The 25340-nt window shown below is 67.5% G+C and carries 24 protein-coding genes and 1 pseudogene; 13 read left to right on the top strand and 12 right to left on the bottom strand.

The features are described from left to right. Nucleotides 1-14: 14 nt before the first annotated feature. On the top strand, nt 15-4331 hold the full coding sequence (locus N416_RS0109080) for an HAD-IC family P-type ATPase (protein ID WP_024441793.1): 4317 nt from the start codon (nt 15-17) through the stop codon (nt 4329-4331). 17 nt (nt 4332-4348) lie between these two features. On the opposite strand, the gene N416_RS0109075 is transcribed toward N416_RS0109080, so the two are convergent. From N416_RS0109075 to N416_RS0109060, 4 genes are all read right to left on the bottom strand, one after another. Beyond that, nucleotides 4349-4936, bottom strand: coding sequence for an ANTAR domain-containing protein (locus tag N416_RS0109075; RefSeq protein WP_024441792.1), 588 nt, complete (start codon nt 4934-4936; stop codon nt 4349-4351). 147 nt (nt 4937-5083) lie between these two features. Beyond that, the gene (locus N416_RS0109070; RefSeq protein ID WP_024441791.1) at nt 5084-5878 is read right to left on the bottom strand and encodes a GAF and ANTAR domain-containing protein; all 795 of its coding nucleotides are present in this window, start codon (nt 5876-5878) and stop codon (nt 5084-5086) included. 2 nt (nt 5879-5880) lie between these two features. Further along, nucleotides 5881-7206, bottom strand: a complete 1326-nt coding sequence (locus tag N416_RS0109065; protein WP_024441790.1) for a fatty acid desaturase — start codon at nt 7204-7206, stop codon at nt 5881-5883. 71 nt (nt 7207-7277) lie between these two features. Beyond that, a complete protein-coding gene (locus N416_RS0109060; protein ID WP_024441789.1) occupies nt 7278-7457 on the bottom strand; it encodes a DUF6131 family protein in 180 nt (59 codons plus the stop codon). Between the two features lie 351 nt (nt 7458-7808). On the opposite strand from N416_RS0109060, the gene N416_RS21475 reads away from it, so the two are divergent. The 7 genes from N416_RS21475 (at nt 7809) to N416_RS0109025 (ending at nt 11762) form a co-directional block, all read left to right on the top strand. Beyond that, the gene (locus N416_RS21475) at nt 7809-8324 is read left to right on the top strand and encodes a DUF5994 family protein (protein WP_036457592.1); all 516 of its coding nucleotides are present in this window, start codon (nt 7809-7811) and stop codon (nt 8322-8324) included. Nucleotides 8325-8438: 114 nt separating this feature from the next. Continuing rightward, nucleotides 8439-8816, top strand: a complete 378-nt coding sequence (locus N416_RS0109050; RefSeq protein WP_231384084.1) for a VOC family protein — start codon at nt 8439-8441, stop codon at nt 8814-8816. A 101-nt stretch (nt 8817-8917) separates the two neighbouring features. Next, complete coding sequence (locus N416_RS0109045; RefSeq protein WP_024441786.1) at nt 8918-9316, top strand: nuclear transport factor 2 family protein; 399 nt, start codon at nt 8918-8920, stop codon at nt 9314-9316. Between the two features lie 13 nt (nt 9317-9329). Beyond that, nucleotides 9330-9731, top strand: a complete 402-nt coding sequence (gene crcB, locus N416_RS0109040; protein WP_196805120.1) for a fluoride efflux transporter CrcB — start codon at nt 9330-9332, stop codon at nt 9729-9731. Further along, the gene (locus N416_RS0109035) at nt 9728-10078 is read left to right on the top strand and encodes a DUF190 domain-containing protein (protein ID WP_024441784.1); all 351 of its coding nucleotides are present in this window, start codon (nt 9728-9730) and stop codon (nt 10076-10078) included. The genes crcB (N416_RS0109040) and N416_RS0109035 overlap by 4 nt, the downstream gene beginning before the upstream one ends. Further along, nucleotides 10075-10443, top strand: coding sequence for a fluoride efflux transporter CrcB (crcB, locus tag N416_RS0109030; RefSeq protein ID WP_024441783.1), 369 nt, complete (start codon nt 10075-10077; stop codon nt 10441-10443). Before N416_RS0109035 ends, crcB (N416_RS0109030) begins: the two co-directional genes overlap by 4 nt. A 107-nt stretch (nt 10444-10550) precedes the next feature. Then, a complete protein-coding gene (locus tag N416_RS0109025; protein ID WP_024441782.1) occupies nt 10551-11762 on the top strand; it encodes an acyl-CoA dehydrogenase family protein in 1212 nt (403 codons plus the stop codon). On the opposite strand, the gene N416_RS0109020 is transcribed toward N416_RS0109025, so the two are convergent. Together N416_RS0109020 and N416_RS0109015 are read right to left on the bottom strand one after the other, a co-directional pair. Further along, on the bottom strand, nt 11763-12302 hold the full coding sequence (locus tag N416_RS0109020) for a pyridoxamine 5'-phosphate oxidase family protein (protein ID WP_024441781.1): 540 nt from the start codon (nt 12300-12302) through the stop codon (nt 11763-11765). Between the two features lie 21 nt (nt 12303-12323). Further along, nucleotides 12324-13064 carry an SDR family NAD(P)-dependent oxidoreductase gene (locus tag N416_RS0109015; RefSeq protein WP_024441780.1) on the bottom strand — a complete coding sequence of 247 codons (741 nt, stop codon included), beginning with the start codon at nt 13062-13064 and terminating at the stop codon, nt 12324-12326. 60 nt (nt 13065-13124) lie between these two features. Here N416_RS0109015 and N416_RS0109010 point away from each other — a divergent pair, with 60 nt between their 5' ends. The 3 genes from N416_RS0109010 to N416_RS0109000 all read left to right on the top strand — a co-directional run bounded on the left by N416_RS0109010 (nt 13125) and on the right by N416_RS0109000 (nt 15632). Beyond that, on the top strand, nt 13125-13964 hold the full coding sequence (locus N416_RS0109010; protein WP_024441779.1) for an SDR family oxidoreductase: 840 nt from the start codon (nt 13125-13127) through the stop codon (nt 13962-13964). Between the two features lie 114 nt (nt 13965-14078). Continuing rightward, nucleotides 14079-14513, top strand: a complete 435-nt coding sequence (locus N416_RS0109005) for an SRPBCC family protein (protein ID WP_024441778.1) — start codon at nt 14079-14081, stop codon at nt 14511-14513. A 201-nt stretch (nt 14514-14714) separates the two neighbouring features. Then, nucleotides 14715-15632 (top strand): acyl-ACP desaturase, encoded by a 918-nt coding sequence (locus N416_RS0109000; protein ID WP_024441777.1) that lies wholly within the window; start codon nt 14715-14717, stop codon nt 15630-15632. A gap of 14 nt (nt 15633-15646) precedes the next feature. Here the strand turns inward: N416_RS0109000 and N416_RS0108995 are convergent, their stop codons facing one another. From N416_RS0108995 to N416_RS0108975, 5 genes are all read right to left on the bottom strand, one after another. Beyond that, the gene (locus N416_RS0108995) at nt 15647-16579 is read right to left on the bottom strand and encodes a class I SAM-dependent methyltransferase (RefSeq protein ID WP_024441776.1); all 933 of its coding nucleotides are present in this window, start codon (nt 16577-16579) and stop codon (nt 15647-15649) included. 113 nt (nt 16580-16692) lie between these two features. Continuing rightward, on the bottom strand, nt 16693-17916 hold the full coding sequence (locus N416_RS0108990) for an Nramp family divalent metal transporter (protein WP_024441775.1): 1224 nt from the start codon (nt 17914-17916) through the stop codon (nt 16693-16695). Between the two features lie 88 nt (nt 17917-18004). Beyond that, nucleotides 18005-19081 (bottom strand): diacylglycerol kinase, encoded by a 1077-nt coding sequence (locus N416_RS0108985; protein WP_024441774.1) that lies wholly within the window; start codon nt 19079-19081, stop codon nt 18005-18007. Between the two features lie 67 nt (nt 19082-19148). Then, complete coding sequence (locus tag N416_RS0108980) at nt 19149-19940, bottom strand: SDR family oxidoreductase (protein ID WP_024441773.1); 792 nt, start codon at nt 19938-19940, stop codon at nt 19149-19151. 101 nt (nt 19941-20041) lie between these two features. After that, complete coding sequence (locus N416_RS0108975) at nt 20042-20923, bottom strand: Ku protein (RefSeq protein WP_024441772.1); 882 nt, start codon at nt 20921-20923, stop codon at nt 20042-20044. Nucleotides 20924-20985: 62 nt separating this feature from the next. Here N416_RS0108975 and N416_RS0108970 point away from each other — a divergent pair, with 62 nt between their 5' ends. After that, nucleotides 20986-23268: an ATP-dependent DNA ligase gene (locus tag N416_RS0108970; RefSeq protein ID WP_036457591.1), complete on the top strand. Its 2283-nt coding sequence runs from the start codon at nt 20986-20988 to the stop codon at nt 23266-23268. Between the two features lie 3 nt (nt 23269-23271). Next, nucleotides 23272-24219, top strand: a pseudogene (locus N416_RS0108965) (fumarylacetoacetate hydrolase family protein); the annotation flags it as partial. 8 nt (nt 24220-24227) lie between these two features. On the opposite strand, the gene N416_RS0108960 reads toward N416_RS0108965, so the two are convergent. Further along, the coding region (locus N416_RS0108960) for a cellulase family glycosylhydrolase (RefSeq protein WP_024441769.1) at nt 24228-25340 on the bottom strand (1113 nt) is incomplete at its 5' end.

The following is a 25340-nucleotide window of genomic DNA, read 5'->3' as shown; positions in this document are numbered from 1 at the left end:
TTCCGACATCACTGCTGCGCCCGGCCGCCCTGGGAATCCGTGCGGCGTCGGCCGTCGTCGGCGCGGCGGCCCGCAGCGCATCGGCCACCACCGAGGCGGTTGGGGCCATCACCACGGCCGGGCTGCAGGTCGCCGCGCTGCCAGTTCGGGAAGCCAGTCGGATGCTGTCCGGCGAATCCACCCGGGCGACCCTGACCCGCAGGTGCTGGCGCGGGGAAAACCGCGCCTGGATCGAGGTCCGTGGCTTGAGCGAATCCCCCGAACTCGGGCAGCGGGTGCTCGACACGCTTGTCGCCGAACCCAGTGTGGTGTCGGCGCGGCTGAACCGCCCGTTGTCTCGGGTCGTGGTGGAACTTGCAGCAGAGGGCGAGCAGGTTTCACTCAATGACCTGTGCCGCCTGATCTCTGAGGTCGAAGGCGGCTACCGACGGTCTCAAGGCGCAACAGCTCCGAGCGGTGCCGCACCGGCTACCGTCCTGCCCGGCGACGGGTTGTTGCTGATGGCCCGGGGCGTGATGGTCGGCGTGAATGCCGCCGGACTGGCCATCGCGGTCGCTGGGCGTGCGCTGCGGTTGCCGCAGGCACCGATCACCGTCGACGCCGTCGCGGCGCTGGCGAACTACCAGCCGTGGCTGCGCCAGCAGCTCGCCGACCGAATCGGCCGGGGCCCGGCTGACACGGTGCTGTCGCTGATCTCCACCGGAGCGCGGATCGTCACCCTGTCGCCGGCCACGCTGGCAGTGGACTTGGCGTTGCAGGGTGTCAAGGCCGCCGAATCTCAGGCCGCGGCGCAGGCCTGGATCCGCCACGAGCCGCACCTGGCCCGGCACGCCGACCAGGCGCAGGTCCACGTCCCGTCGCGGCCGGTGCCCCTACCGGAGGGGGCGGTCGACCGGCACGGCCGGCGGGCCGGCTACGTCCAGTTGTTCGGTGCCGGCCTGGTGGCAGTGCTCACCCGCAACGTCACCACAGCCGCCACCGCAGCCGTGGTCTCCGGCCCGAAAGCCATGCGCACCACCACGGAATCGTTCGCGGCCACCCTGAGCCGGTCGTTGGTCGAGCAGCACGCGGCGCTGCCGTTGCGCCCGGAGGGCGTGCGCCGCCTCGATCGCGTCGACGCCGTTCTCATCGATCCGCGATTGCTCTGCTCCGCCAACGCGCGGCACCCGCTGGCCTCGGCGCTGTTGGCCGAGGCGCGGGCGTCCGGCGCGGAACTGGTCACCCTCGACGTCGAGGCCCTGGGGGAACTGCGTCCCGCCTTCGACGAACTGGCACCGGTCGATATCGCCGCCGACGACGCTCAACTCGACGAGGCGCTGGCCACCGCACTGGCGGCACGTCAGCGAGACGGCCGCACCGTCGCGGTGCTGACGTCCACCGGCGCGCAGGCACTCGCCTGCGCCGACGTGGGCCTGGGGATCCTGCCCGACGACACGGAGACGGCACCGCCGTGGGAAGCGGATCTGCTGCTGGCCGACCTGGCCGGCGCCTGGCGGGTGCTGCACGCGATACCGGCCGCGCGCGCGGCTGCGCAGCGCGGTATCGCCTTGTCCACCGGGGCGTCGACGATCGGTGCCCTGCTGATGGTTCCCGGTGTGCGGGGTGGGCGCGGCCCGGGGCCGGTCACCGCCGGGGCGGCCTCCGGATTGCTCTCGGGATACCTGCTGGCTCGCCAGGTGGCGCGGACGCCGGCGCCGCGGCCCGCACCGGCCTACGAGTGGCATGCGATGTCGCTCGATGAGGTCCGCGCGATCCTGCCGGTTCCCGACGTCGCCTGCGCCGCCGCCGAACTCGACGCGGCGCCGCCGCACATGGCCTGGCAGTTCGTCAAGGCGGTGCGCGCCGAGCTGTCGGATCCGCTGATGCCGGTGCTGGCACTGAGCTCGGCGGCCACCGCGATGCTGGGCTCGCCGGTGGACGCACTCATGGTCAGCACGGTGTTGATCGGCAACTGCATGCTGGCCGCGGCCCAACAGTTGCAGGCCGAGAATCGGCTGAACCGGCTGCTGGCGCAACAGACACCACCGGCGCGCATCCTCGAGCCGGGCACCCACGCCTATGCCGAGATCGTTGCTGACCGGCTGATCCCCGGGACCGTGATCGAAGTGCGCAGCAATGAGGTGGTGCCCGCCGATGCGCGGCTGATCGAGGCCACCGATCTCGAGGTCGACGAATCCTCGCTCACGGGCGAGTCCCTGTCGGTGGACAAGCACACCGCGGCGACACCCGGGGCCGAACTCGCCGACCGACGCTGCATGCTCTACGCCGGAACGACCGTTGTCGCCGGCACCGCGGTGGCCGTCGTCACCGCCGTCGGCGCCGACACCCAGGCCCGCCGGGCCGCAGAGCTGGCCGCCGGAGATCTGCCGGTGGTCGGCCTGCAACACCAACTCAGTCAGCTGATGAGCCGGGCCTTCCCGGCCAGCGCCGGTGGTGGGCTGATGGTGGGACTGCTCGGGATGCTGCGCGGCGGCGGACTGCGCCTGGCCCTGGGTAACGCGATCGCCGTTGCCGTGGCGGCGGTGCCCGAGGGTATGCCGCTGATGGCGACCCTGGCCCAACACGCCTCCGCCCAACGGCTGACCGATTCCGGTGCGCTGGTGCGTATTCCCCGCTCCGTGGAGGCGCTGGGCCGGGTCGAGGTGGTCTGCTTCGACAAGACCGGAACGCTGAGTGAGAACCGGCTGCGGGTCACCCGCGTCCATCCGGTGGCCGGCCACGCCCATGACGACGTGTTGCGGTGCGCGGCCAACGCCGCGCCGGCGCCCGAGGGCGATCCCCACACGCACGCTACCGACCAGGCCGTCACCGAAGCGGCCGCCGGAATTTCCTATGGCGGGGCGCCGCTGTGGACCACCCCGGACGCCCACCTGCCGTTCCGCTCCGGCCGAGCGTTCTCGGCATCGGTGATGGGCGCCGACCTGATGATCAAGGGTGCGCCCGAAGTGGTGTTGGCCGCCTGCACCGGTCTGGGCCCCGACAGTGACGCGCCGGTGAGCGAGCTGGCGGCCGGCGGCCTGCGGGTGATCGCGGTGGCGCGGCGTCGGCTCACTGCCACCCAGGTGAAATCGCTGGCAGGCGACCCGGACGCCCTCGCCGGGCTATGCCAGGGCGGGCTGACACTGGTCGGGTTCCTCGGCATCTCCGACACCCCCCGCGCCGAAGCCCCGCAGCTGCTCGCCGACCTGGCGCAGCGCGGGGTCGGAATCCGGCTGATCACCGGCGATCACCCCGTCACCGCCACGGCGATCGCCGCGGAGCTGGGAGTGCCGGTCACCGCCGATCAGGTCATCACCGGAGCCCAGTGGAATGCACTGTCTCGCAAGGATCAGGAACACGCGGTGGCGCAGCGGGTGATCTTCGCCCGGATGTCCCCGGAGAACAAGGTGCAGGTGGTGCAGACCCTCGAACGCAGCGGACGGGTCTGCGCCATGGTCGGCGACGGCGCCAACGACGCCGCCGCGATCCGGGCCGCCAGTGTGGGCCTCGGTGTGGTCGCACGTGGCAGCGACTCGGCGCACCTCACCGCCGACATTGTGCTGACCGACGGCCGCATCGGCGCGCTGGTCGATGCCATCGACGAGGGCCAGCGACTGTGGCGCGGGGTGCAATTGGCGGTGACCGGCCTGCTCGGCGGCAACGTCGGGGAGGTGATCTTCGGCGTGGTCGGCGCCGCGCTGTCGGGCACCTCGCCGCTGAACAACCGCCAACTGCTGCTGATGAACATGCTGACCGACGCGCTGCCGGCTACCGCGGTCGCCGTCAGCACGCCCGCCGGTGCCTCGCATCGGGTGGTGCACGGCATCGACGAGCGCAGGTTGATGCGTGCCGTCGCCGTCCGCGGGGCCATCACCGGCGCCGCGGCCAGCGCCGCGTGGGGGATGGCCAGCCTTTCTCCCGTACCCGGCCGCGTGCAACGCGCCGCCACCGTCGCGTTGATCACGCTGGTCGCCACCGAGCTCGCCCAAACGCTGGTCGACTCCCGCGCTCCGTTGGTGGTGCTCACCGCAGCCGGTTCCTTCGCGGCGTTCGCGGCCATGATCAGCCTGCCCGGGATCAGTCAGCTCCTGGGTTGTGTTCCGGTGGGGCCGCTGGGCTGGTCGCAGGCCCTGGGCGCCTCCGGAGCCGCGGTCCTGGCGATCGCCGCCGCCCCGCACGTGCTGCCGGGCGGCCGGGGCGAGTCGACGCCGAGCCGTACCGATACCGGGTCCGGGCCGTTGGCCACCGTGCAAGCGCTGAGCGGGATTGCCGACGGTCGCCGGCGCCGCACCGCAGCCGGCGGGGGCATCAACCGTCATTCGGCACAGCTGGAGGGGTCTTCGGCCGGCTGACGGCCACCTACGGAGGTTCAATCGTCTTCGGAGACCGGCTGGTTCAACTCGTCGAGGATGTCGTTCGCGCTGCCGATGCGGCCCACGCCCAGTCGCTGGGCCCGGGCATCGAGCTCGCGGTGGGCATGTTCGAGGGTGTAGCCGCGGGCGATCAACACTCCGATCGCCTGATCGATCAGCGAGGCTGCTGCGAGCCCGCCGGGTGCAGGCCGGGGCGGTATACGGTGCTGATCCAGCACGAACTCGCTCAGGGCGAGGCCGGTCAGCCAGGCAAGGTCGGCGGCCAGGTCGACGAAAGCGCCGGGGTTGCCGGCGTAGAGGATCAGCACCGCAAGCGGCCCCGCGATGGGGTCGGAAACCGCCGGAGGCATCGGTAAGCGCATCGAGGTGACGATGTCGCCGAGCTCGGTCCCCGATTCGAGCACGGTGAAGGTGGATTGACGGCCGAAGGCAGTGATCATCACCGTCAGACCCAGATACGACCCCACCGCGAGTTTGGTGTTGCCCGCCAACTGGCGCAGCGTGTCGGTGAGGTCGAAGTCGGGGGCGTCCAGGATTTCGGTCAGGGCCGCCAGATCGGCAGCCAGCGCCGCGGTGATGTCCACAAGGGGTAGTGCTCCCCATTGACGCCCCGAACGCCGCTCTTTCTCGTCCTAAGCCGAGTGCCGCAGGTCGCGACTGCCCGGGCGCAATATCTGACCACGGATCAGGGATCGGGGTCTAACAGTGCCTATACCTAACGCTACGCGGGGTTATGGCGCGGTGCGGCGGGCGTGCGCGCGGCGCACCGCTTCGTCGACGATGCTTCGTGCGACCACCGCCAGTTTGACGTTCTCGGCCTGGCTGATCCGGCGCAGCCGGTCGAACGCATCTTCGGCGGTTCCTCCGGAACGGGCACGCAGGATACCGATGGCCTGGTCGATGACCGGACGGGTGGACAGTGCTGTCTGCAGCTGCGTGGTCAGCGCCCGGGCTTGGGTCAGTACGTGCGCGTTGTGTACCGCGACGGCGGCGGGAACGGCGAACAGCTCGCCGAGTTCGGCGGCGCGTTCGGTGAAGGCATCCTTGCGGTGTGCGTAGACGTTGATGGCCCCGACCACCTGGCCGGGCAGCAGCAGCGGCAGCGACAACACGCTGTGCACGCCGAGACGTCCCACCCGCGGGCCGAAGCGCGGCCAGAGCTTCTCGCCGCCCAAGGACCCGGACCGCACGGTGCGTCGCTCCAACGCGGCGGTGATGCAGGGCCCCTCGTTGACCTCGACGTACTGGATCTCATCGATCTGCTGTACGAAGGGGGCGCTGGCGGCTAGAACCTTGACCCGGTTGTCCGTGCGGTCACTACGCAGCAACGTCAGCCCTGCGCCGTCCGCGGCGGGAATGGCCTGCACCGCGTAGGTGGCCACTCGGGCCAGGAGCTCCTCAAGTCCGAGCGAATCGGCTACCAGATTAGCGAGATCGGCCAGACCGGATCGCAGGTCATCGACGTCCGTGTCGGCGCCTTCTGCAGTCGAATCCAGCTGGTTACCAGGGGCGGGCTTGTCGGTCACGACTACCCCGTCATCTGCCGAATCGCGGGGAACGCACGTTGACATGCTAGTGCCGCGTGTCGGAGTAATCCATGTCTCGTCTTACTCGCGGAGGCACGTCGACGGCGGTGCACCGCCGCGATCGCTGTCTTGAGCCCGCGGTGGCGCCCGGTCGCCGGGTCGGTGTCGACGAAGTCGGTGGCCAGTACGGTGAACATTCGCTCGCTGCGCGTCTCGGGGGCGTCGTCGGCGAGATCGCGCAGGTAGCGATCCGGCAGCGACAGCTTGGCGATGGTGCGCCACGTCTTGCCGTACTGAGTCAGGAACGAACCCGTGGTGTAGGGCAGGTCGTAGTGTTCGCAGATCTGGCGCACCCGCGCCGAGATCTGGTGTAACCGATTGCTCGGCAGGTCGGGGTAGAGGTGATGTTCGATTTGGTGGCATAGGTGGCCGCTCATAAACCGCATCGCCGGACCGGCGTCGAAGTTGGCGCTGCCCAGCAGCTGACGCAGATACCACTGACCCCGGGATTCGCCCAGCATGTCGGACTTGCTGAATTTCTCAGCGCCATCGGGAAAATGCCCGCAGAAGATCACTGCGTTTGCCCAGACATTCCGGATCACGTTGGCCAACAGATTGGCCTTCACAGTCGATAGGTAGGTAGCCCTCGGTGACAGTGCGGTGAGTGCGGGGAACGCCGCGTAGTCTTTGAACACCTGCTTGCCGGCCTTCACCGCGAACCGGCCCGCCTTGCCGATAGCGTTCCTGCGCTCTGCGCCGCCCTTGGTGATGTTTCCGAATTCGATGGGTTGCAAGCCGATTCCCCACTCGAACCCGAGCGCCAGGATGACGTTGTACAGCGGGTTCCCGATGTTGCTCGGATGCCAAGGCTGGTCGCGAGTGACCCGCAAAGTGCTGTAGCCGACGTCGTCGTCCATACCGACGATGTTCGTGTACTTGTGGTGGCGAAGGTTGTGGTCGAACTGCCAGTGCTTCGACACTCCGGCCATGTCCCACTCCCACGTCGAGGAGTGGATCTCGGGGTCATTCATCCAATTCCACTGGCCGTGCATGACGTTGTGCCCGATTTCCATGTTCTCGATGATCTTGGCAGCAGCGACGGTCAGCGTTCCCGCCCACCAGGCCAGCCGCCTCGAATCAGCGGCCAACATAAGCCGGCCGACCATTTCGAGGGTGCGTTGGGCGGCGATGGCACGGCGGATGTAGCGCGCATCGCGCTCGCCAAGGCAACCTTCGATGTGCAGCCGGATGGCGTCCAGGTCATCGGCCAACGAGTCGATGTCGGCGTCTGTCAGGTGAGCGAAGGCCGAAATCTCATCGATCGCCACATGTTTCCCTTTCGTTGGCCTGCGGCCGGTCGAGCGGACAGTCGCTGAATACCTCGTGGGTATAGGGCGGATCAGTAGTAGTGACTGCGCCCGCCGACCGCGTGGCCCAGCCGTCCCATCAGGGCCAAGAGCAGCCCGACGACCAGAAGGATGACGCCAATGACTACGCAGAGATGGGCGTAGGCAAAGGTGGGGACCAAAGCCGGCAAAAGGAGCCCAAGGACAATGAGAATGATCCCGAGGGTGATCATGGTGCTTCCCGATTTCTGGTTAGGGGTTGTGAGCGTCGCACAGACGTCGGAATGTGCGGCTTAGACGTCGGAGTGTGCGGCCCGAATGAAAGTTCATCGAATTCGGCGGCGTACAGCCGAACTCGCTTCTGCACCGGCTGAGGGGCTCAACACCCGCAACACTACTCCTTTTCGGGCCGGCCGGTGGACGCCCGCGGCCCCCATTGGCCAAGGTGCTGCGCAGTGCTTTCGGGCGCTGGGGCCGAACCGGCGTAGGGTTGTTGGCAGCGGCGGTCCTTCGTGCAGGCGGTGTTTTCAAGTCCTGTCATCGCCGGGAAATTTGGCCGCTAGGGCTGAGATGGGAGCGTCGTCATGACGCGACAGCAGACAACACGTAGAAGCCCTGACAACTCCACGTCACCGCTGCACACGCCCCGGTTACGGTTGAAGCGCAAAGCGTCCCCGAGCGGATACGTCGACGGGGCATGGTGGCCACATACCGAGGATCTGGTCGTGGAGCTTCCCGACCTGTTGGCTGTGTTGTCCGTTCGATTGGGTCGCATAAGCCGGGTCTTGTACAACCTGAGCGAATGGGATAGTGCGCCAAAGAAACTCGTCATCGACGGGCGGCCGGTCCGGTTGGATGGATACCGGATCCAGCCGATCGACACGATTGAAATTCTCGGGCTCGATGGTGACCGTCTCACGTTGATGGTGGTTCCCACGCGCACCGGCCCGAGCGATGCACATGACGCCATGATGTCCGCAGCGCAGTCGAAAGGCGCTGTCTCGGTGAGTGATCTGCTGACGGCCAGCCCACGCGAACGGGAACGACGCAATCTGGCGGCCACCGCTCTTGATCGCTGGGAATCGGAAGGGGGAACATGACGACCCTGGCGTCGTCCGACCCCCGGCAACCGATCAATCCCGCCGATTTCTTAGCGGGATGAACTGATCCCGGAGAGGACACCGATGAGTACGGCGAGGGTTGCCTCGTGTTTGATGCGGGTATCGCATCTGGACCGCTCGGTGAAGTTCTACTGTGAGGTGTTCCAGTGCGATGTCGCCATTCGTGAGAGGGATGCGGCACTTCTCCTGACGCCGGACGGCTTCGAGATCTATCTGCGCACGCACGAGGCGTCCAGGGCTGGTGGCATCACCGGCGTCGGTGTCGAGCAGATCATCTGGTCTGTCGGCAGCGAGGCGGAGCTGAAGCAGATTGAACAACGCATGCGCGTCCACGATCCGAGTGTGTACTCGAACACCTTGGGTGATATCAGTTTCGTCGACGGTGGCGATCCAGATGGTATTCGGGTCCTGGTCACCTACCCGACTCCGCACCAGCTTCCGCGTGAGGTCATCGACCGACGATTCCGGTGATAGGCCTCGGTGGATCCCCCGCGGCAAGGAACCCGCAGCATCGGACAGTCCCTGGGTCTACCGTAGGGCTTTGCAACATGTTGACCAGTGGAGGTGTTCCGGTGCACCCATTCCGGCAAGCTGTGGAGGCCCGCGATGCCGCGGCCATCGAGGAGCTGCTGTCCGACGATGTCGTGTTCACCTCCCCGGTGGCGTTCAAGCCCTACCCGGGCAAGCCGATCACCGCGGCGATCCTGCGCGCGGTGATGCGTGTTTTCCAGGACTTCCACTACGTCCGCGAGATCACCGACGCGTCGGGACGCGACCACGCCCTGATCTTCGAGGCGTCGGTCGACGGCAAGCGGATCACTGGATGCGACTTCCTGCATACCGACGACGACGGCAAGATCGACGACTTCGTGGTGATGGTGCGGCCGCTGTCGGCGGCCACCGCGCTGGCCGAGGCCATGGCGGCGCAGTTCGACCAGATCACCCGTGAGGCCGCCGCGCACGGCGGTTGAACGGGGCTCGGCGGTGCGTGATCAGGCGCCAGTAGTCGCGGCCGTCGCGGTCGGCGGCGCCATCGGCGCCTGCGCGCGCTACGCCGTCGCGTTGGCCCTGCCCACGCCGGCCGACGGATTCCCTTGGGCCACTTTGATCACCAACGTCACCGGCTGTGCACTGATGGGGGTGCTCATGGTGGCGATCACCGAAGTGTGGGTCGGGCATCGGCTGTTGCGCCCCCTGTTGGGCACCGGTGTGCTCGGCGGCTACACCACGTTCTCCACCTTCGCCGGCGACGTCGACACCCTGATCGCCGCCGGCCGGCTCGCCCGGGCGCTGCTCTACCTGCTCAGCACACCGGTCGCGGCGCTGATCGCGACCTGGACCGCCGCGTCCCTCGCCCGTCGTCTGCTCATCAGGAGGATCGCATGAACCAGCTCACCGGACGCGCCCTGCGCCTGACGGTATTTCTCGGTGAGAGCGACACCTGGCACCACAAGCCGGTGTTCAGCGAGATCGTGCACCGCGCGCGGCGGGCCGGCCTGGCCGGCGCGTCGGTGTTCCGCGGTATCGAGGGCTTCGGAGCGTCCTCGGCCATCCACACCACCCGCCTGCTGTCGATGTCGGAGGACCTGCCGGTCTCGGTGGTCATCGTCGATGCCCCTGAGCGCGTCCGGGCATTTCTGCCCGAGCTCGACGAGCTGGTCACCGAGGGACTGATCCTGGTGGACGAAGTCGAGGTGGTCCGGCACATCGGGCGCACCCCCGCCAGCCAGTGACCTGGCTCCTGGTCATCGCCGGCGCAGCGGTGGGAGCCCCGCTGCGCTATCTGACCGATCGCTTCGTCCAAGCCCGCCACGACACCGCATTCCCCTGGGGCACCCTGACTGCCAACGTGGCGGGCAGTCTGCTGCTGGGCGTGCTCGCCGGGGCGGCGAGCGCCGGCGATCAGCGGCTGCACCTGTTGATCGGCACCGGTCTGTGCGGGGCGCTGACCACCTACTCGACTTTCTCCTACGAAACGCTGCAGTTGGCCGGAGTCGGTGCGCGGCTGTACGCGCTGGCCAATCTGGTCCTCACCCTGACCTGCGGGCTGGGGGCGTTCTACGCCGGCCATGTCGTGGCACAGGCGGTGTGGGCCTGATCGATCCTGGGGGTAAGCCGACGCAGCGCAACCGCGCCCAGCTCCGGGTGCCACAATCGAGCCCGACAGTGTCCCAAGTGACCGCCCAATCCTTTTCAGGAGTTGCCATGTCGTTCTCGGTAGAGCCCAGCGATGACGTGATCGAGGTGCGTGACTGGGTGCACCAGTTCGCCGCCGAGGTCGTGCGCCCCGCCGCCGCCGAATGGGACGAGCGCGAAGAGACGCCGTGGCCGGTCATCCAGGAGGCGGCCAAGATCGGCCTGTACTCGCCGGAGCTGTTCGCCACCCAGGCGGCCGAACCCAGCGGAATCGGCATGCTGGCGGTGTTCGAGGAGCTCTTCTGGGGCGACGCCGGGATCGCCCTGTCGATCCTGGGGACCGGACTTGCCGCAGCGGCGTTGGCGGGCAACGGAACCCCCGAGCAGCTGGGTCTGTGGCTGCCCGAGATGTTCGGCACCGCTGATGACCCCAAGGTCGCGGCCTTCTGCTCCTCGGAACCCGACGCCGGTTCCGATGTCGGCGCGATCCGGACGCGCGCCCGCTACGACGAAGCGGCCCGCGAATGGGTGCTCAACGGCACCAAGACCTGGGCCACCAACGGCGGCATCGCCAACGTGCACATCGTGGTCGCCTCGGTGTATCCCGAATTGGGCTCACGTGGGCAGGCCACGTTCATCATCCCGCCCGGCACCACCGGGCTGGCGCAGGGCCAGAAGTTCAAGAAGCATGGCATCCGGGCGTCGCACACCGCCGAGATCGTGCTCGACAACGTCCGGCTGCCCGAGGACATGATCCTCGGGGGGCGGGAGAAGTTCGAGGCTCGCGTCGCCCGGGTCAAGTCCGGCGCGTCGGCCGGCGGGCAGGCCGCCATGAAGACCTTCGAGCGCACCCGTCCATCAGTGGGCGCGATGGCTGTGGGCGTGGCCCGCGCCGCCTACGAATACGCCCTCGAATACGCCTGCCAGCGCGAACAGTTCGGCCGCAAGATCGGCGAGTTCCAGGCGGTCTCCTTCAAGCTGGCCGACATGAAGAGCCGCATCGACGCCGCCCGGCTCATGGTCTGGCGTGCCGGCTGGATGGCCCGCAACAACAAGGCCTTCGACAACGCCGAGGGCTCGATGGCCAAGCTGTTCGCCAGCGAGACGGCGGTCTACGTCACCGACGAGGCCATCCAGATTCTCGGCGGTAACGGCTACACCCGCGACTACCCGGTCGAGCGGATGCACCGCGACGCCAAGATCTTCACCATCTTCGAAGGCACCAGTGAGATTCAGCGGCTGGTGATCGCCAGGGCACTGACGGGTCTGGCGCTGCGCTGATCAGCTAGGGCCCGACGCCTGGGCTGCGCCCTCGGAGAACACGAATCGGGTGCAGTCGGTGGGGAACGCGAACCAGGCCAGCGCCCGGCGGGGAATGATCATGCGCAGCCCGCACCCATCGGGCCCTGCCCAGGCGTCGGCGCCGGGCGCGTACTGCGGGTGATATTTCGTAAAGGCGATCGCCAGCCGGGCTCCGAGGCCGTCGGGGTCGGCGGCGGTGGCCACCGAGATTCCCTCGACGATGACCACCTGCGTACCGCTTTCGAGGGTCAGGGTGCAGGCCGGGTTGTGCTGCGCGTTTCGCGCGTGACGCGTGGTGGGTGCACCGTCGTAGTAGAACCGGCCATCAAGCCATACCCCCCATCGCGGCACCGAGTGCGGGGTGCCGTCCGGGCGCACCGTGCTCAACCAGTAGTGCTGTGCGGCGGTCAGGCGTCCTTCCACGTCGGACCAGCTCAATAGGCCCGCCGCCGAATCCGGTAACCCGTAACCCTCCGGCAGTACGGGACGTTGCGCCGCGGGGCTGGAAGTCGGATCCATGGTGGGCAGGCTAGTGGCCGGCTACCCGGCCGTCTTGCCGTTGTCGGTCATGTACACCGCTCCGTGCACGGCAGCGGCGGCGTCACTGGCCAAAAAGGCGATCACCTCCGCGACGTCGCCCGGGGCGCTCATCCCGCGCGGCGAGGCCACCCGCATGATCAGGTTGACGTCGGCGCCCTCGGGAAGCTGGAAATTGGTCACCTGCGGGGTCAGCATGCCGCCGGGGCACACCGCGTTGACTCGTAGCTTCTCCGCGGTGAACTCCACGGCCAATGCCCGGGTGAGCCCGACGAGTCCGTGCTTGGCCGCGCAGTAGCCCGCCGAGTACGCCTGCCCCTCCACCCCGGCGATCGAGGCGACGTTGACGATATTGCCGGCGGTCTCCAGCAGGTGCGGCAGCGCCGCGCGGCACAGGAAGAACGGCCCGTTGAGGTTGACCGCCAGATCGTGGGCCCACTCGTCGTCGGTGACGGACAGCGTGTGGCGCATCTGATGGGCGCCGGCGACGTTGACCAGAACATCGAGCCGGCCGAACTGGGCGACGCATTGCTCGACCGCCGCCGCGCACGCCGCCGCGGTGCTGATGTCGGTGGGGGCGTACTGCCCGCCGGGAACGTCGGCGAACACCGTGGCCAGTCGCTCGGCGTCGCGCGCCAACCCGAACACCGTCGCACCGCGCCGGGCGAACAGTTGCGCGGTCGCCGCGCCCAGGCCCGACGACGCGCCGGTCACCAGCGCCACTTTGCCTGACAGATCGGTCATTTCGACTCTCCGCATCACCCAGTCGACCGGCACTGGTGCGCAGCCGTCTACCGTCCAGTTATGGCTTCAGTATCAGTGATCACCGGGGGCGCGGGCGGTATGGGGCTGGCGACGGCCAAGATCCTGGGCCGAGACCACACCCTGGTGCTGTGCGATGTCCGGCCCGAGCGGCTCGACGCGGCGCAGGCCGCCCTTGAGCAGCTCGGCATCGCCGCGACCGCCGTCAACTGCGATGTCACCGACCGTGGTGCGGTGACCCGGCTTTTCGACACCGCTGCCGGTCTCGGGTCGCTGGCGTCGGTGATCCACACTGCGGGGGTCAGCCCGAGCATGGGCGACGCCGAATTCGTCATGCGGATCAACGCGTTCGGCACCGTTGTGGTCAACGAGGTGTTCTACGACGTCGCGCCCGAGGGCGCGGTGATCGTCAACGTGGCTTCGATGGCCGCGCAATTGCTGCCGGACAAGGCATACCCCACAGCGAAGTTTCCGCTGGCGTACAGCGACGGCGACGCCTTCGTGGCCGCGATGACGGCGTATTGCAACAACGCACCCGAGCAGATGCGTTCGGGCTTCTCCTACACCGTCAGTAAGGCTTTCGTGAAGTGGTACTGCGCCTCGCAGGCCGAGCGGTTCGGCGGTCGCGGGCTGCGCATCGTCTCGGTGTCGCCGGGCAACATCGACACCGAGATGGGCCGGCGCGAAGAGAAGGCCGGAGTGGGCATGATGATGCCCGACGCGCTGATCCCGCGATGGGGTACGGCCGAGGAGATGGCCGAGCTGTTCGCCTTCTGCGCCGGAGACAAGTGCGCCTATCTCACCGGCGCCGACATCCTCGCCGACGGGGGAGTGGTTGCCTCCATGCGGGAACGCGCCCGGGTGGCGGCGCAACCGCGCTGAGATTGCGCGCAGGGCTGTAGACGTGTGCACGATCACGACCCTGGCTGCAGTTTCACCGAGGTTCCGCGCACCGCCGAACTTGGGTAGCGTGCCGTTGAGGGGAAGGGAGCGCCGATGCACTACACCCGCACCGATCCCATCGCGGCCCAGCCCAGCGACGTCTGGGCCGTCCTGATCGATGTCGAGCATTGGCCGGACTGGACGGCGTCGATGCGTGAGATCACCCGGCTGGACTCCGGTCCGCTGCGAGTCGGCAGCACCGCCCGAGTCCGCCAACCCGCCGGCCGGCCGATGGTCTGGACCGTCACCGACCTGGTCCCCGAGCGGTCCTTCACCTGGACCGCGTCGGCGGCCGGTATCCGCTTCACCGGCTTTCATGAGCTGACGCCGACCGGGTCAGGGGTGCGGGCCGTGCTGACCTTCGCTGTGACCGGTCCGATGTCCTGGCTGGCCGGCCTGCTCGCCGGTGGCCGGATTCGTCGCTACGTCGACATGGAGGCAGACGGGCTCAAGCGGCAGTCGGAAGAGCAAGCGGATCGCCGCCACTAGCACGCTCACAGACCCCGCGCAGTTAGCTGGGCCGCTGATTTGGTCGGTCGATTCGGGATGCGGAATGCGCCGAAGCAGCTAAGTTAACGGTTGACACGTGGCGGGGTGGGTGCTTACCGTGGACCAAACCTACGGGACCGTAGGTTGGCTGGGGGGCCAAGCGACAGCCCGCCTGTCGATCAGGGAGGGGACTAAAAAGCGATGGTAAATGTCCAGACGGCCTTGCTTCATGAGCTGGAGCCGATTGTCGAGCAGAACCTCAATCGGCACCTCAAGGCCGCCAAGCCGTGGCTGCCGCACGACTACGTGCCGTGGAGCAGGGGGCGCGACTTCGCGTTCCTCGGCGGCGAGGACTGGGTTCCCGAAGACTCACCGCTGGACCCGGTCGCCAAGGCCGCACTGCTGGTCAACTTGCTGACCGAGGACAATCTGCCGTCCTACCATCGCGAGATCGCCACCACCTTCAGCCGCGACGGCGCCTGGGGCACCTGGGTCGGCCAGTGGACCGCCGAGGAAGGCCGTCACAGCATCGCGCTGCGCGACTACCTCATCGTGACCCGCGGTATCGACCCGGTGAACCTGGAGAACATGCGGATGCAGCACACCGTCGCGGGCTATGACGCCGGCGGCAAGTCAGCGCTGCAGGTGCTGGCGTACGTTTCGTTCCAGGAACTCGCCACCCGAGTGTCGCACCGCAACACCGGCAAGGCCTCCGGATGCCCCCTCGCCGACCAGTTGCTGGCCCGGGTCGCTCTCGACGAGAACCTGCACATGGTGTTCTACCGCAACCTGATGCAGGCGGCCCTGGACATCGCCCCGGACGAGGCGATGTGCGCGATCCGCGACGAGGTGCTCGGCTTCGCGATGCCCGGGATGAACATGCCCGGTTTCCAGGAGAACGCGATCCTGATCGCCAAGGCCGGCATCTACGACCTGCGCATCCACCACGACGACGTCATCCAGCCGGTGCTGCGCTTCTGGAAGATCCACGAGCGCAAAGACTTCGGCGCTGCCGGCGACGAGGCCCGCGAGCAGGTCATCGGCTTCATGAAGATGGTCGACGAGCGGGCCAAATACTACGAAGAGAAGGCCAAGGCGCGCCAGACCGTCTCCGCCTGATCCGGCTCGGCCTGCTAGCCCCGCTTGATCGAGGTGTAGTAGGTCGTGTCGGCCATCGACACCGAGTCGGCGCCCCGCGCGGGTGTCGGACGGTCGTGCTGCGTCAACAGCTCGGTCATGGACTGGCCGGTCGAGGTCCAGTCCAAGGAGTCCAGGTAGTCGGCCACGTCGTTGCGCTCACCGTCGTATCCGAGCTCGGAGAACTCCAGGTCGAAGCCGTGCGCCCGCCACTTCTCGGTGGCACTGCGCATCATTTCCCTGGCCTGCTCATGCTGGGCCGCCGAAATGTTGGGAATGGCCTCGGTGGCCAGTCGGCTGCCGTCGGCGCTCAGTGCGGTGATGTTGTCCAGCAACCGGTCCTGCGCCTCCGGCGGGAGATAGCCGAGCAGTCCCTCAGCGATCCACGCGGTGGGCTGGGTGCGGTCGAACCCCGCTTCGCTCAAGGCGGCAGGCCAGTCATCGCGCAGATCGACGGCCACGCCGCGGCGATCGGCGGTCGGCTCGGCGCCCAGCTCGGCCAGCGTCGCGGTCTTGAATGCCAGCACCGCGGGCTGGTCGATCTCGAAGATCGTCATGCGGGCGGGCCATGTCAGTCGGTAGGCCCGCGCATCCAGGCCCGATGCCAAGATCACGGCCTGGCGGATCCCGGCCTGGGTGGCGTCGGCGAAGAACGCGTCGAAGAAGCGGGTGCGGACGGCCATCGCATCGGGCATCTGGCCGAGCTTCCAGCCGGACTCGTGGTCGTCGAGATCGGTGCCCGCCAGCTCGCCGGCTGCCCACTTGGTCAAGAAGTCGACGCCGACAGCTCGGACCAGCGGCTCGGCGAAGCGGTCGTCGATCAGGGGATTGTCGGCCTTGGTGGCGATCGCGCGGGCGGCGGCGACCATGGTCGCGGTCGCTCCCACGCTGGTGGCGAGGTCCCAGGTGTCGTTGTCGGTGCGTGCCATGAGCGCTCCTTGAAGTGATGGCCAGGGCGATTTGCTCAGCCCAGCGACTAGTTAGTGCACTTAATAAACGCGACGAACCGGCCGATGGTTCCCGCCCGCGGCCGAACCGTCGATCAGCGCAACGTCAGGTAGATCAGCGCCATATTGAGTGACCCGATCACCACGGTGATCACCCAGCCGAGGGCCGCAGTCAGCGGCCTGTTGGCATCGGCACCCATCACTGACCGGTCGCCGGTCACCCGGATCAGCGGTACCAGCGCGAACGGGATGCCGAAGGACAACACCACCTGCGAGATCACCAGTGCCCGCGTGGGCTCGATCCCCCAAGCCAGGATGGCCAGCGCCGGGCCCAGCGTGATCAGCCGGCGCCAGAGCAGCGGAACCGAAACCCGCAACAGGCCCTGCATGATCATCGCGCCGGCATAGGCTCCCACCGACGTCGACGCCAATCCCGAGGCCAAGAGGCCGATAGCGAACAGCAGTGCGACCGTGGGGCCCAGGGTGTGGCCGACCGCGGCGTGCGCTCCTTCGATGGAATCGGCGTGGTCCACGCCGCGCAGACTATTGGCAGCCACCACCAGCATGGCCAGGTTCAACGTCCCGGCTACCAGCATCGCAAGGCCGACATCCCAGCGGGTCACCCGCAGCAGTCGCCGTCGTGCCGGACCAGGCTCGGGCCGGCCATGCCGGTCCCGGGCCAGCCCGGAGTGCAGGTACACCGCATGCGGCATGACGGTTGCGCCGAGGATCGCGGTGGCCAGCAGCACGCTTTCGGTGCCGTCGAAGCGGGGCAGCAGGCCGGCGACGACGTCGGCCGGTGGCGGCGGGGCGACTACCAGGCTGGCCAGGAATCCGATGGCGATGATGAGCAGCAGTCCGCTGGTCACCTGCTCGAAGATCCGCGGACCGCGCCGGTCGCCCACCGCCAGCAGGGCCATCGACACGGCGCCGGTGATCAGGCCGCCGAGCAGCAGCGGCAACCCGAAAATCAGGTTCAGCGCAATCGCTCCGCCCACCACCTCGGCGAGATCGGTTGCCATCGCGACCAATTCCGCCTGTAGCCAGTAAGCGATCCGGGCCGGTTTGCGGCTGTGGGCGCCGATCACCTCCGGCAGTGAGCGCCCGGTCACCAAACCGAGCTTGGCCGACAGGTACTGCACCAACCCGGCCATGACGTTGGCCGTGACGATGACCCAGACCAGCAGGAAGCCGAATTTGGCTCCCGCGCTGACGTTGGCGGCGACGTTACCCGGGTCGACGTAGGCGATGGCGGCGACGAAAGCCGGGCCGAGCAACGCCCAGCCCGGCTTCAGCCCCGCCGTGGCGTCCTGGGCCACCGGCACCCTTTCGATCCGGATTCATGAACAGGAAAGTCAGGGTAGCCGGAATCTCACCGCCCGGGGGTGGTCACGACGTCGCGGTGGATCAGCCGGCCTGGTACAGACCACGCCCGGTGATCAGCGGCAGGTCCAGCGTGGTCCGAATGCCCGGCTCGGCCGCAACCACCGCCGGAACGGCGTTGACCACCCGCATCGCGGTGGCCACCAGGCCGGCGTGGTTGTGGTCGCCATTGGGGCTGGACAGGCACAGGTCCAGCGCATACGACGGCTCACCGGTGACCTCGACGCGGTAGGACCCGCCCGGCTGGGCCGGCTGCGGCCACTCCGGACACAGGTCCTCGCGCAGCCGGGTGACGTGCTCAAGAACCACCGCGGCCTTGCCGTCCACCATGCCGCGCACCTCGAACCGCAACGCGGCGGCCGTGCCCTCGGCGATGTCACCGGAAGAGATCGAGAAGTCCTCGGGCGCGGGCACCCGGATGTGGGACTGCTCCACCGAGTCGAGTTCCAGGCCCAGGCCGGCTGCGAGCTGGCGCACCACCGAACCCCACGCCAAGCTGAGCACACCCGGTTGCAGCAGCATCGGGGTCTCGTCCATCGACTTACCGAAGCCCATCACGTCGAACATGACGGCGGCGCTGTCGTAGGTGGCGTAGTCGACGATCTCCATGCAGCGGATCTGCTGAATGCTCTGGCACGTGCCGGCCAGCGCGAGCGGCAGCAGGTCGTTGGCAAAGCCCGGGTCGATGCCATTGATGAACAAGCTGGCGTTGCCGGCCTTGGCGGCGTCCTCGATCGGGGTCAGCATCTCGGCGGGGATGACGTTCCACGGATATTGCAGGAACACCGCGCTGCTGCCGACCACATTGATACCGGCTGCCAGGATGCGCTTGAAGTCCTCCAGCGCCTCGACGAGCCGATTGTCGGCCAGCGCGGTGTAGACCACGCAGTCGGGCTTGGTGTCGAGCACCTGCTGCAGGTCAGTCGTCGCGGTCACGCCGGTCGGCGTGTCTACTCCGGCCAGCTCTGCGGCGTCCTTGCCGGCCTTGGCGTCCGAGGACACCCACACCCCGGTCAGTTCGAACTCGCGGTTGGTGATCAGCGCTTTCAATGCGTGGACACCGACGTTGCCGGTGCCGATCTGGGCAACACGCAGTGTCATCGTTCGCCACTCCTCCTCATCGCTTCGCTCTGCATCGTCGTTGCGTTAGTCATAGGTCAGCAGTTCCTCACAGGTCCGGGACGGGCAGGTCAAGGTTCGGGAATGTGATGCCGCCATCGACTTCGAGCACCTTGCCGGTCAGGTAGGCGCCGGCCGGGGAGGCCAGATACAGGGCGGCCGCCGCGATCTCCTCGGGGTCACCGAGTCGACGCAGCGGCGTGGCCTTCTCCATCGGGGTGCGCAGCTCGTCGTTGGAAGCCACCACGTTCAGCGCCGACGTCATGATCGATCCCGGGGCGATACCGTTGACCCGGATCTTGGGGCACAGGTCGAGCGCGGCCAGCCGGGTGTAGTGGGCCAAGGCGGCCTTGGCCGTGCCGTAGGCGGCGAAGCCCCGCCCGGGCACCCGCCCCATGGTGGAGGTGATGTTGATGAACGAGCCGCCACCGGAGTGCTCCAGCATCAGTGGCACCGCGGCGATGGTCAGTGCGTGCGCCGTCGCCACGTTGAACGTGAACGCGTCCTTGAGGTCCTTGGTCGACGTGGTCAGCAAGGTGTTGGGCATCGTTCCGCCGACGTTGTTGACCACGATGTCGAGCCTGCCGAACGCCTCGACCGCTTCGGCGGCCAGCTTCGCCGTCTGCTCGGGATGGGCGAGATCGGCGACGACGACGTGGGCACGACGACCCGCCGCTCTGACCTGTTCAGCGACGGCCTCTAGTTCAGATTCGGTACGTGAGGCGATCACCACGTCGGCACCGGCCTCGGCGAACGCGACGGCAATGGCGGCGCCCAGGCCCCGCCCAGCTCCGGTAACTACAGCGGTTTGATTATCGATTCGGAATTTGTCGAGGATCACTTCGCCACGCTAACAAGGATCGACCACCAGCTGAACCCCTTTTTTGAAACACGTTCTAATTCAGTGTTTGGGGCACGTGTGACGGCGTTGGCCGCGCCAGATCACGACGTGCGGGAGGCGCTCTTCTTCGCCGGTGCCTTCTTGGCCGGTGCCTTCTTAGCGGGTGCCTTCTTGGCGGGTGACTTCGTGGACCCCGATCGCTTCTTCACGCTGGCCTCCAGCTTGGCCAGTAGGTCGGAGACGTCCTCGGTGGCGTCCAGTTCGGCGGGACGCTCCTCGGGGGTGAACGCCTCGTCGCCTTCGAGTTTGGCCGCGATCAGCTCGTGCAACTGCTCCTGATAGGTGTCGTGGTAACGGTCCGGGTCGAAATCGTCGGCCATCGATTCCACTACTTGACCGGCCATCTTGAGTTCGGCCGGCTTGATCTCGACCTTGGTGTCCAGCGCGGGGAAGTCGGGGTCGCGGATCTCGTCCGGCCACAGCAGGGTATGCACCACCATCACGTCGCGCTTGGAGAAATCCTTGACCCGTAGCGCGGCCAGCCGGGTCTTGTTGCGCAGTGTGAAGTGCACGATCGCCACCCGGTCGGTGTCTGCCAGCGTCTTGGCCAGCAGCACATAGGATTTGATCGACTTCGACGCGGGCTCCAGAAAGTAGCTGCGGTCATACAGCATCGGGTCCAGATCAGCGGACGGAACGAACTCCAGAACGGCGATCTCATGGTCGCGCTCCTCGGGCAGGTTCGCGATGTCGTCGTCGGTGATGACCACCATCCTGCCGTCGTCGGACTCGTAGGCCCGCGCGATGTCGCCGTACTCCACGACTTCGCCGCACTCCTCGCACACTCGCCGGTAGCGGATTCGCCCGTGATCCTTGGCGTGCACCTGCCGGAACTTGATGTCGTGGTCTTCGGTGGCGCTGTAGACCTTCACCGGCACGTTGACCAGACCGAATGCGATCGAACCCTTCCAGATGGAACGCATGAGGCCAGTATGCCCACGCGAGAGTGCCGATAACCTGCTTTGGCGCGACGTAGGTTGGTCGCATGGTCGCTGAGTCCATCCAGACCCGGGTGAAGCTGACCAACGCCGACAAGGTGCTTTATCCCGCCACGGGCACCACCAAGGCCGAGGTCTACGACTACTACACCCGCATCGCCGAAGTGATGCTGCCGCACATCGCGGGACGCCCGGCGACGCGCAAGCGCTGGCCCAACGGTGTCGAGCAGGGGTCGTTCTTCGAAAAGCAACTGGCTTCCTCGGCGCCGGGCTGGTTGGCCCGCGCCGACATCCAACATCGCTCCGGGGTCACCACCTATCCGATCATCGAGGACCTCGACGGCCTGGCCTGGATCGCCCAGCAGGCCGCGCTGGAAGTTCATGTACCGCAGTGGCGTTTCGAGGCCGAGTGGACCCACGGCGGGAAGGTGCTCAAGCCCGGACTGGCGACGCGGCTGGTGTTCGATCTCGATCCGGGCGAGGGTGTGTCGATGAGTCAGCTCGCCGAGGTGGCGCGGGCCATCCGCGACCTGATCTGCGATCTGGGCCTGGAGACCTTTCCGCTCACCAGCGGTAGTAAGGGACTGCACATCTATGCGGCACTGGAGCGTCCGGTGAGCAGCTCCGGCGCCGTCGCGGTGGCCAAACGCGTTGCGCAACAGCTTGAAACCGCGATGCCCGAGCTGGTGACCGCGACCATGGCCAAGAAGCTGCGGACCGGCAAGGTCTTTCTCGACTGGAGTCAGAACAACGCGGCCAAGACCACCATCGCACCGTATTCGCTGCGCGGCCGTGACCATCCGACGGTCGCCGCTCCACGCACCTGGGCCGAGCTGGACGACCCGGACCTGCGGCAGTTGCGCTTCGATGAAGTGCTGGACCGCGTCGCCCGTGACGGCGACCTGTTGGCCGGCCTTGATGGCCCCCTGAAAGGCCAAGATCGCCTTGCCGTGTACCGGGCCAAACGTGACGCCGCCCGGACGCCCGAACCCGTTCCGGCCGCGGCACCGGCGCCGGGCGAGGGAAACAGTTTTGTCATCCAGGAGCATCACGCCCGCCGGCTGCACTACGACTTCCGGCTTGAGCGCGACGGGGTGTTGGTGAGCTGGGCGGTGCCCAAGAACCTTCCGGAGACGACGTCGGTCAACCATCTCGCGGTGCGCACCGAAGACCATCCGCTGGAGTACGGCAGCTTCGAAGGCACCATCCCCAAGGGGGAGTACGGCGCCGGCACCGTGAGCATCTGGGATTCGGGTACGTATGTGACCGAGAAGTTCGAAGACGGGCCCGACAAAGGGGAGGTGATCGTCGTGCTCGCCGGCAGCCGGATCTCCGGGCGATACGCACTGATCCGCACCGGGGGAGATCAGTGGCTGGCACACCGCATGAAAGATCAGCAGGCGTTTTCCTTCACCGAACTGACGCCGATGCTGGCCACCCATGGCTCGGTGGCCCGGCTGGCTCCGAGCCAGTGGGCCTTCGAAGGCAAATGGGACGGCTACCGGCTGCTGGTGGAGGCCGACCACGGTCGGCTGCGGCTGCGTGCCCGCAGCGGCCGCGACGTCACCGCCGAATATCCGCAGCTGCCGTTTCCCGCCGCCGACCTGGCCGAACATCACCTGGTGTTGGACGGCGAGCTGGTTGCGCTCGACGACGCCGGCGTCCCCAGCTTCGCCGCGATGCAGAACAATGCCCGCGCGGCCCGGTTACAGTTCTGGGCTTTCGACCTGCTCTATCTCGACGGCCGGCCGCTGCTGCGGGCGGCCTACCGGGACCGTCGGCGTCTGCTGGAAACCCTCGCGCACGGAACTGATCTGGTGGTCCAGGACCTGCTGTATCCCGACGGGGCCAAGGCGCTGGAACAGTCGCTCAGTCTCGGCTGGGAGGGCGTGGTCGCCAAGAAGTGGGACTCGACCTACCAGCCGGGGCGCAGATCGTCGGCGTGGGTCAAGTCCAAGCACTGGCTGACTCAGGAGATTGTGATCGGCGGCTGGCGGGCTGGTGAGGGAGCGCGTGGCGGGGGGATCGGGTCACTGCTGATGGGTGTTCCCGACGCCGGCCGTCTGCGTTTCGTCGGCCGGGTCGGCACGGGTTTCACCGAGCGCCAGCTGGGCGCCCTGAAGAAGATGCTGGTGCCGCGGGATGCCGGTGAATCACCCTTCGACGCAGCACTTTCCGCTTCGGATGCCAAAGGTGTCACCTTCGTGGAGCCGACGGTGGTGGGCGAGGTGCGCTACAGCGAACGCACCTCCGACGGCCGGCTGCGCCAGCCCAGCTGGCGCGGTCTGCGGCCCGACAAGGCGCCGGATGAGGTGGTGAGTGAGGATTGACCGATGCGTTGGGTGACCTATCGAGGCGAAGACGGTGAGCGCACGGGGGTGCTGGACGGCGAGGTGATCCATGCGATGCCGACCGCTGTGACGCTGCTGGAGCTGATCCGGCTCGGCCCGGATGGTCTGCGGGATGCCGGCGAGCGGGTGCTGAAGACGCCCTCGGCGACGGTGCGGGCCGATCAGGTGACGCTGATGGCGCCGATCCCGCGCCCGCCGTCGATCCGCGACAGCCTGTGCTTTTTGGACCACATGCGCAACTGCCTGGCCGCGACCGGTCGGAGCCGCGACCTCGATGACACCTGGTACCGCATTCCGGCGTTCTATTTCGCGTGCCCAGCAACGGTTCTGGGGCCCTACGACGATGCGCCCATGGCGCCTGGCAGCGTCTGCCAGGACTTCGAGCTGGAGGTCGCCGCGATCATCGGCACTTCCGGCGCGAACCTGTCAGTGGATCAAGCCGAGCGAGCCATTATCGGCTACACGATCTTCAACGACTGGTCGGCGCGAGACCTGCAGGCTCAGGAGGGCGTGCTGGCGATCGGGCAGGCCAAGGGCAAGGACAGCGGGGTCACCCTGGGGCCCTACCTGGTCACCCCCGACGAGCTGGAGCCCTACCGCCGCAACGGCAGGCTCAGCCTGCACACCACCGCGATCGTCAACGACGTGATCGTGGGCCTCGGGTCGACCGGGGCCATGGACTGGAGCTTCGGCGAGATCATCAGTTACGCCTCGCGCGGCGTGCCATTGCAACCGGGCGACGTCTTCGGATCCGGCACCGTTCCGACCTGCACCCTGCTTGAGCATCTCGATCCGGCGCTGCCGCAACCCTTTCCGGGTTGGCTGAGTGACGGCGACGTGGTGACCCTGCAGGTACAGGGCCTCGGGGAGGTGCGCCAGACGGTGCGCGCCAGCGCTCCGCCGATACCGCTGGCGGAGCGCCCGCGGCCCCAGATCAGCTAGATCCGGATCACCTTGACGCTGATGGTGGAGGCGTCGCCGTCGGATCCGATGGTCAGCAGTGGGGCATTGGGTGCCGAGGTGACGGTTCCGCCGGTGACCTCCACCATGTAGCCGTTGGGGAAGTGGTTGGCGGGCACGGCGATGGTGGTTTCCGCACCTGCGCCGAACATGCCTGAGCCGTCGGCGCGGTCGGTGGTGTAGCTGAAGTTGAACTCGCCATTGTTGAAGGAGATGCCGGTCGGGGTGCCCGAGATCGCCTGGGGGTAGGGCTGAGCCAGGAGGTCGAGCTTGCCCCAGTTGACGTTGTCGCCGGTCGGCGGCAGGTTCGTGTCGTAGATCAGCGCCTGGTCTTCCGGCGACGCGCTGGTGATGTCCTTGCCGGTGTAGGCCCACGCCGCCCAACCGACCAGATTCTGGTTGGAGGCCACCAGGCTGGCATCGATGGTCCCAAGGTTGTTGGTGGCACCGAACTCGCTCAGCCAACCCGGGACGTTGTTCTGCTCCATGTAGTCGTTGGCGTAGCCGAAGACGATGTCGGCGTTCCAGTCGCAACCGAAGCTGGAGCCAGGAATCAGGGAGGTCGTGACGCAGTAGTGGTGGAAGGAGAACACCGAGTTCTCGTCTTCGACTGCGCCCATGTGGGTGGGCACCGGCAGGCTGCCGAACAGCGTGTTGGGCTCGTAGAACACTGTCTTGTTCGGGTCGACCGAGCGGATGGCCGCAGTTATCTGGTCGTAGAACGGGGTCAGCTGCTGGGCGTCGAAGTACGGGTTGCCCAAGATGCTGCCCAGGGCCTGTGAGCCCGCCCACGGCTCGTTCATGATCTCGTAGCCGGCGACGTTCTCGTTGCCCTTGAAGTAGTTGGCGACGGCCTGCCACATGATGCCGTAGTGGTTCTGCAACCCGATGCCGTCCGGCGTCTTCTCGTTGGCCCAGAACGCGTCCCAGGCGTAGTTCTGTGCCGGGCTCACCGGGTAGGTGCCCGGGAAGCCCACGCCGATATGAGGAAGGCCGCCGGTGATGTTGGCCCAGTCGGGGGCGCCCTCGCCGCCGAACGCCTCGCTGTAGAGGTCTTGGTGCATGTCGAGGACGACCATGATGTTGTGGTT

It is taken from the genome of Mycobacterium sp. UM_WGJ, assembly GCF_000455125.1.
In the GTDB taxonomy this organism is placed as follows: domain Bacteria; phylum Actinomycetota; class Actinomycetes; order Mycobacteriales; family Mycobacteriaceae; genus Mycobacterium.
Note: the sequence above shows the minus strand (reverse complement) of the source record. Positions and strands in the feature narration are given on the sequence as shown.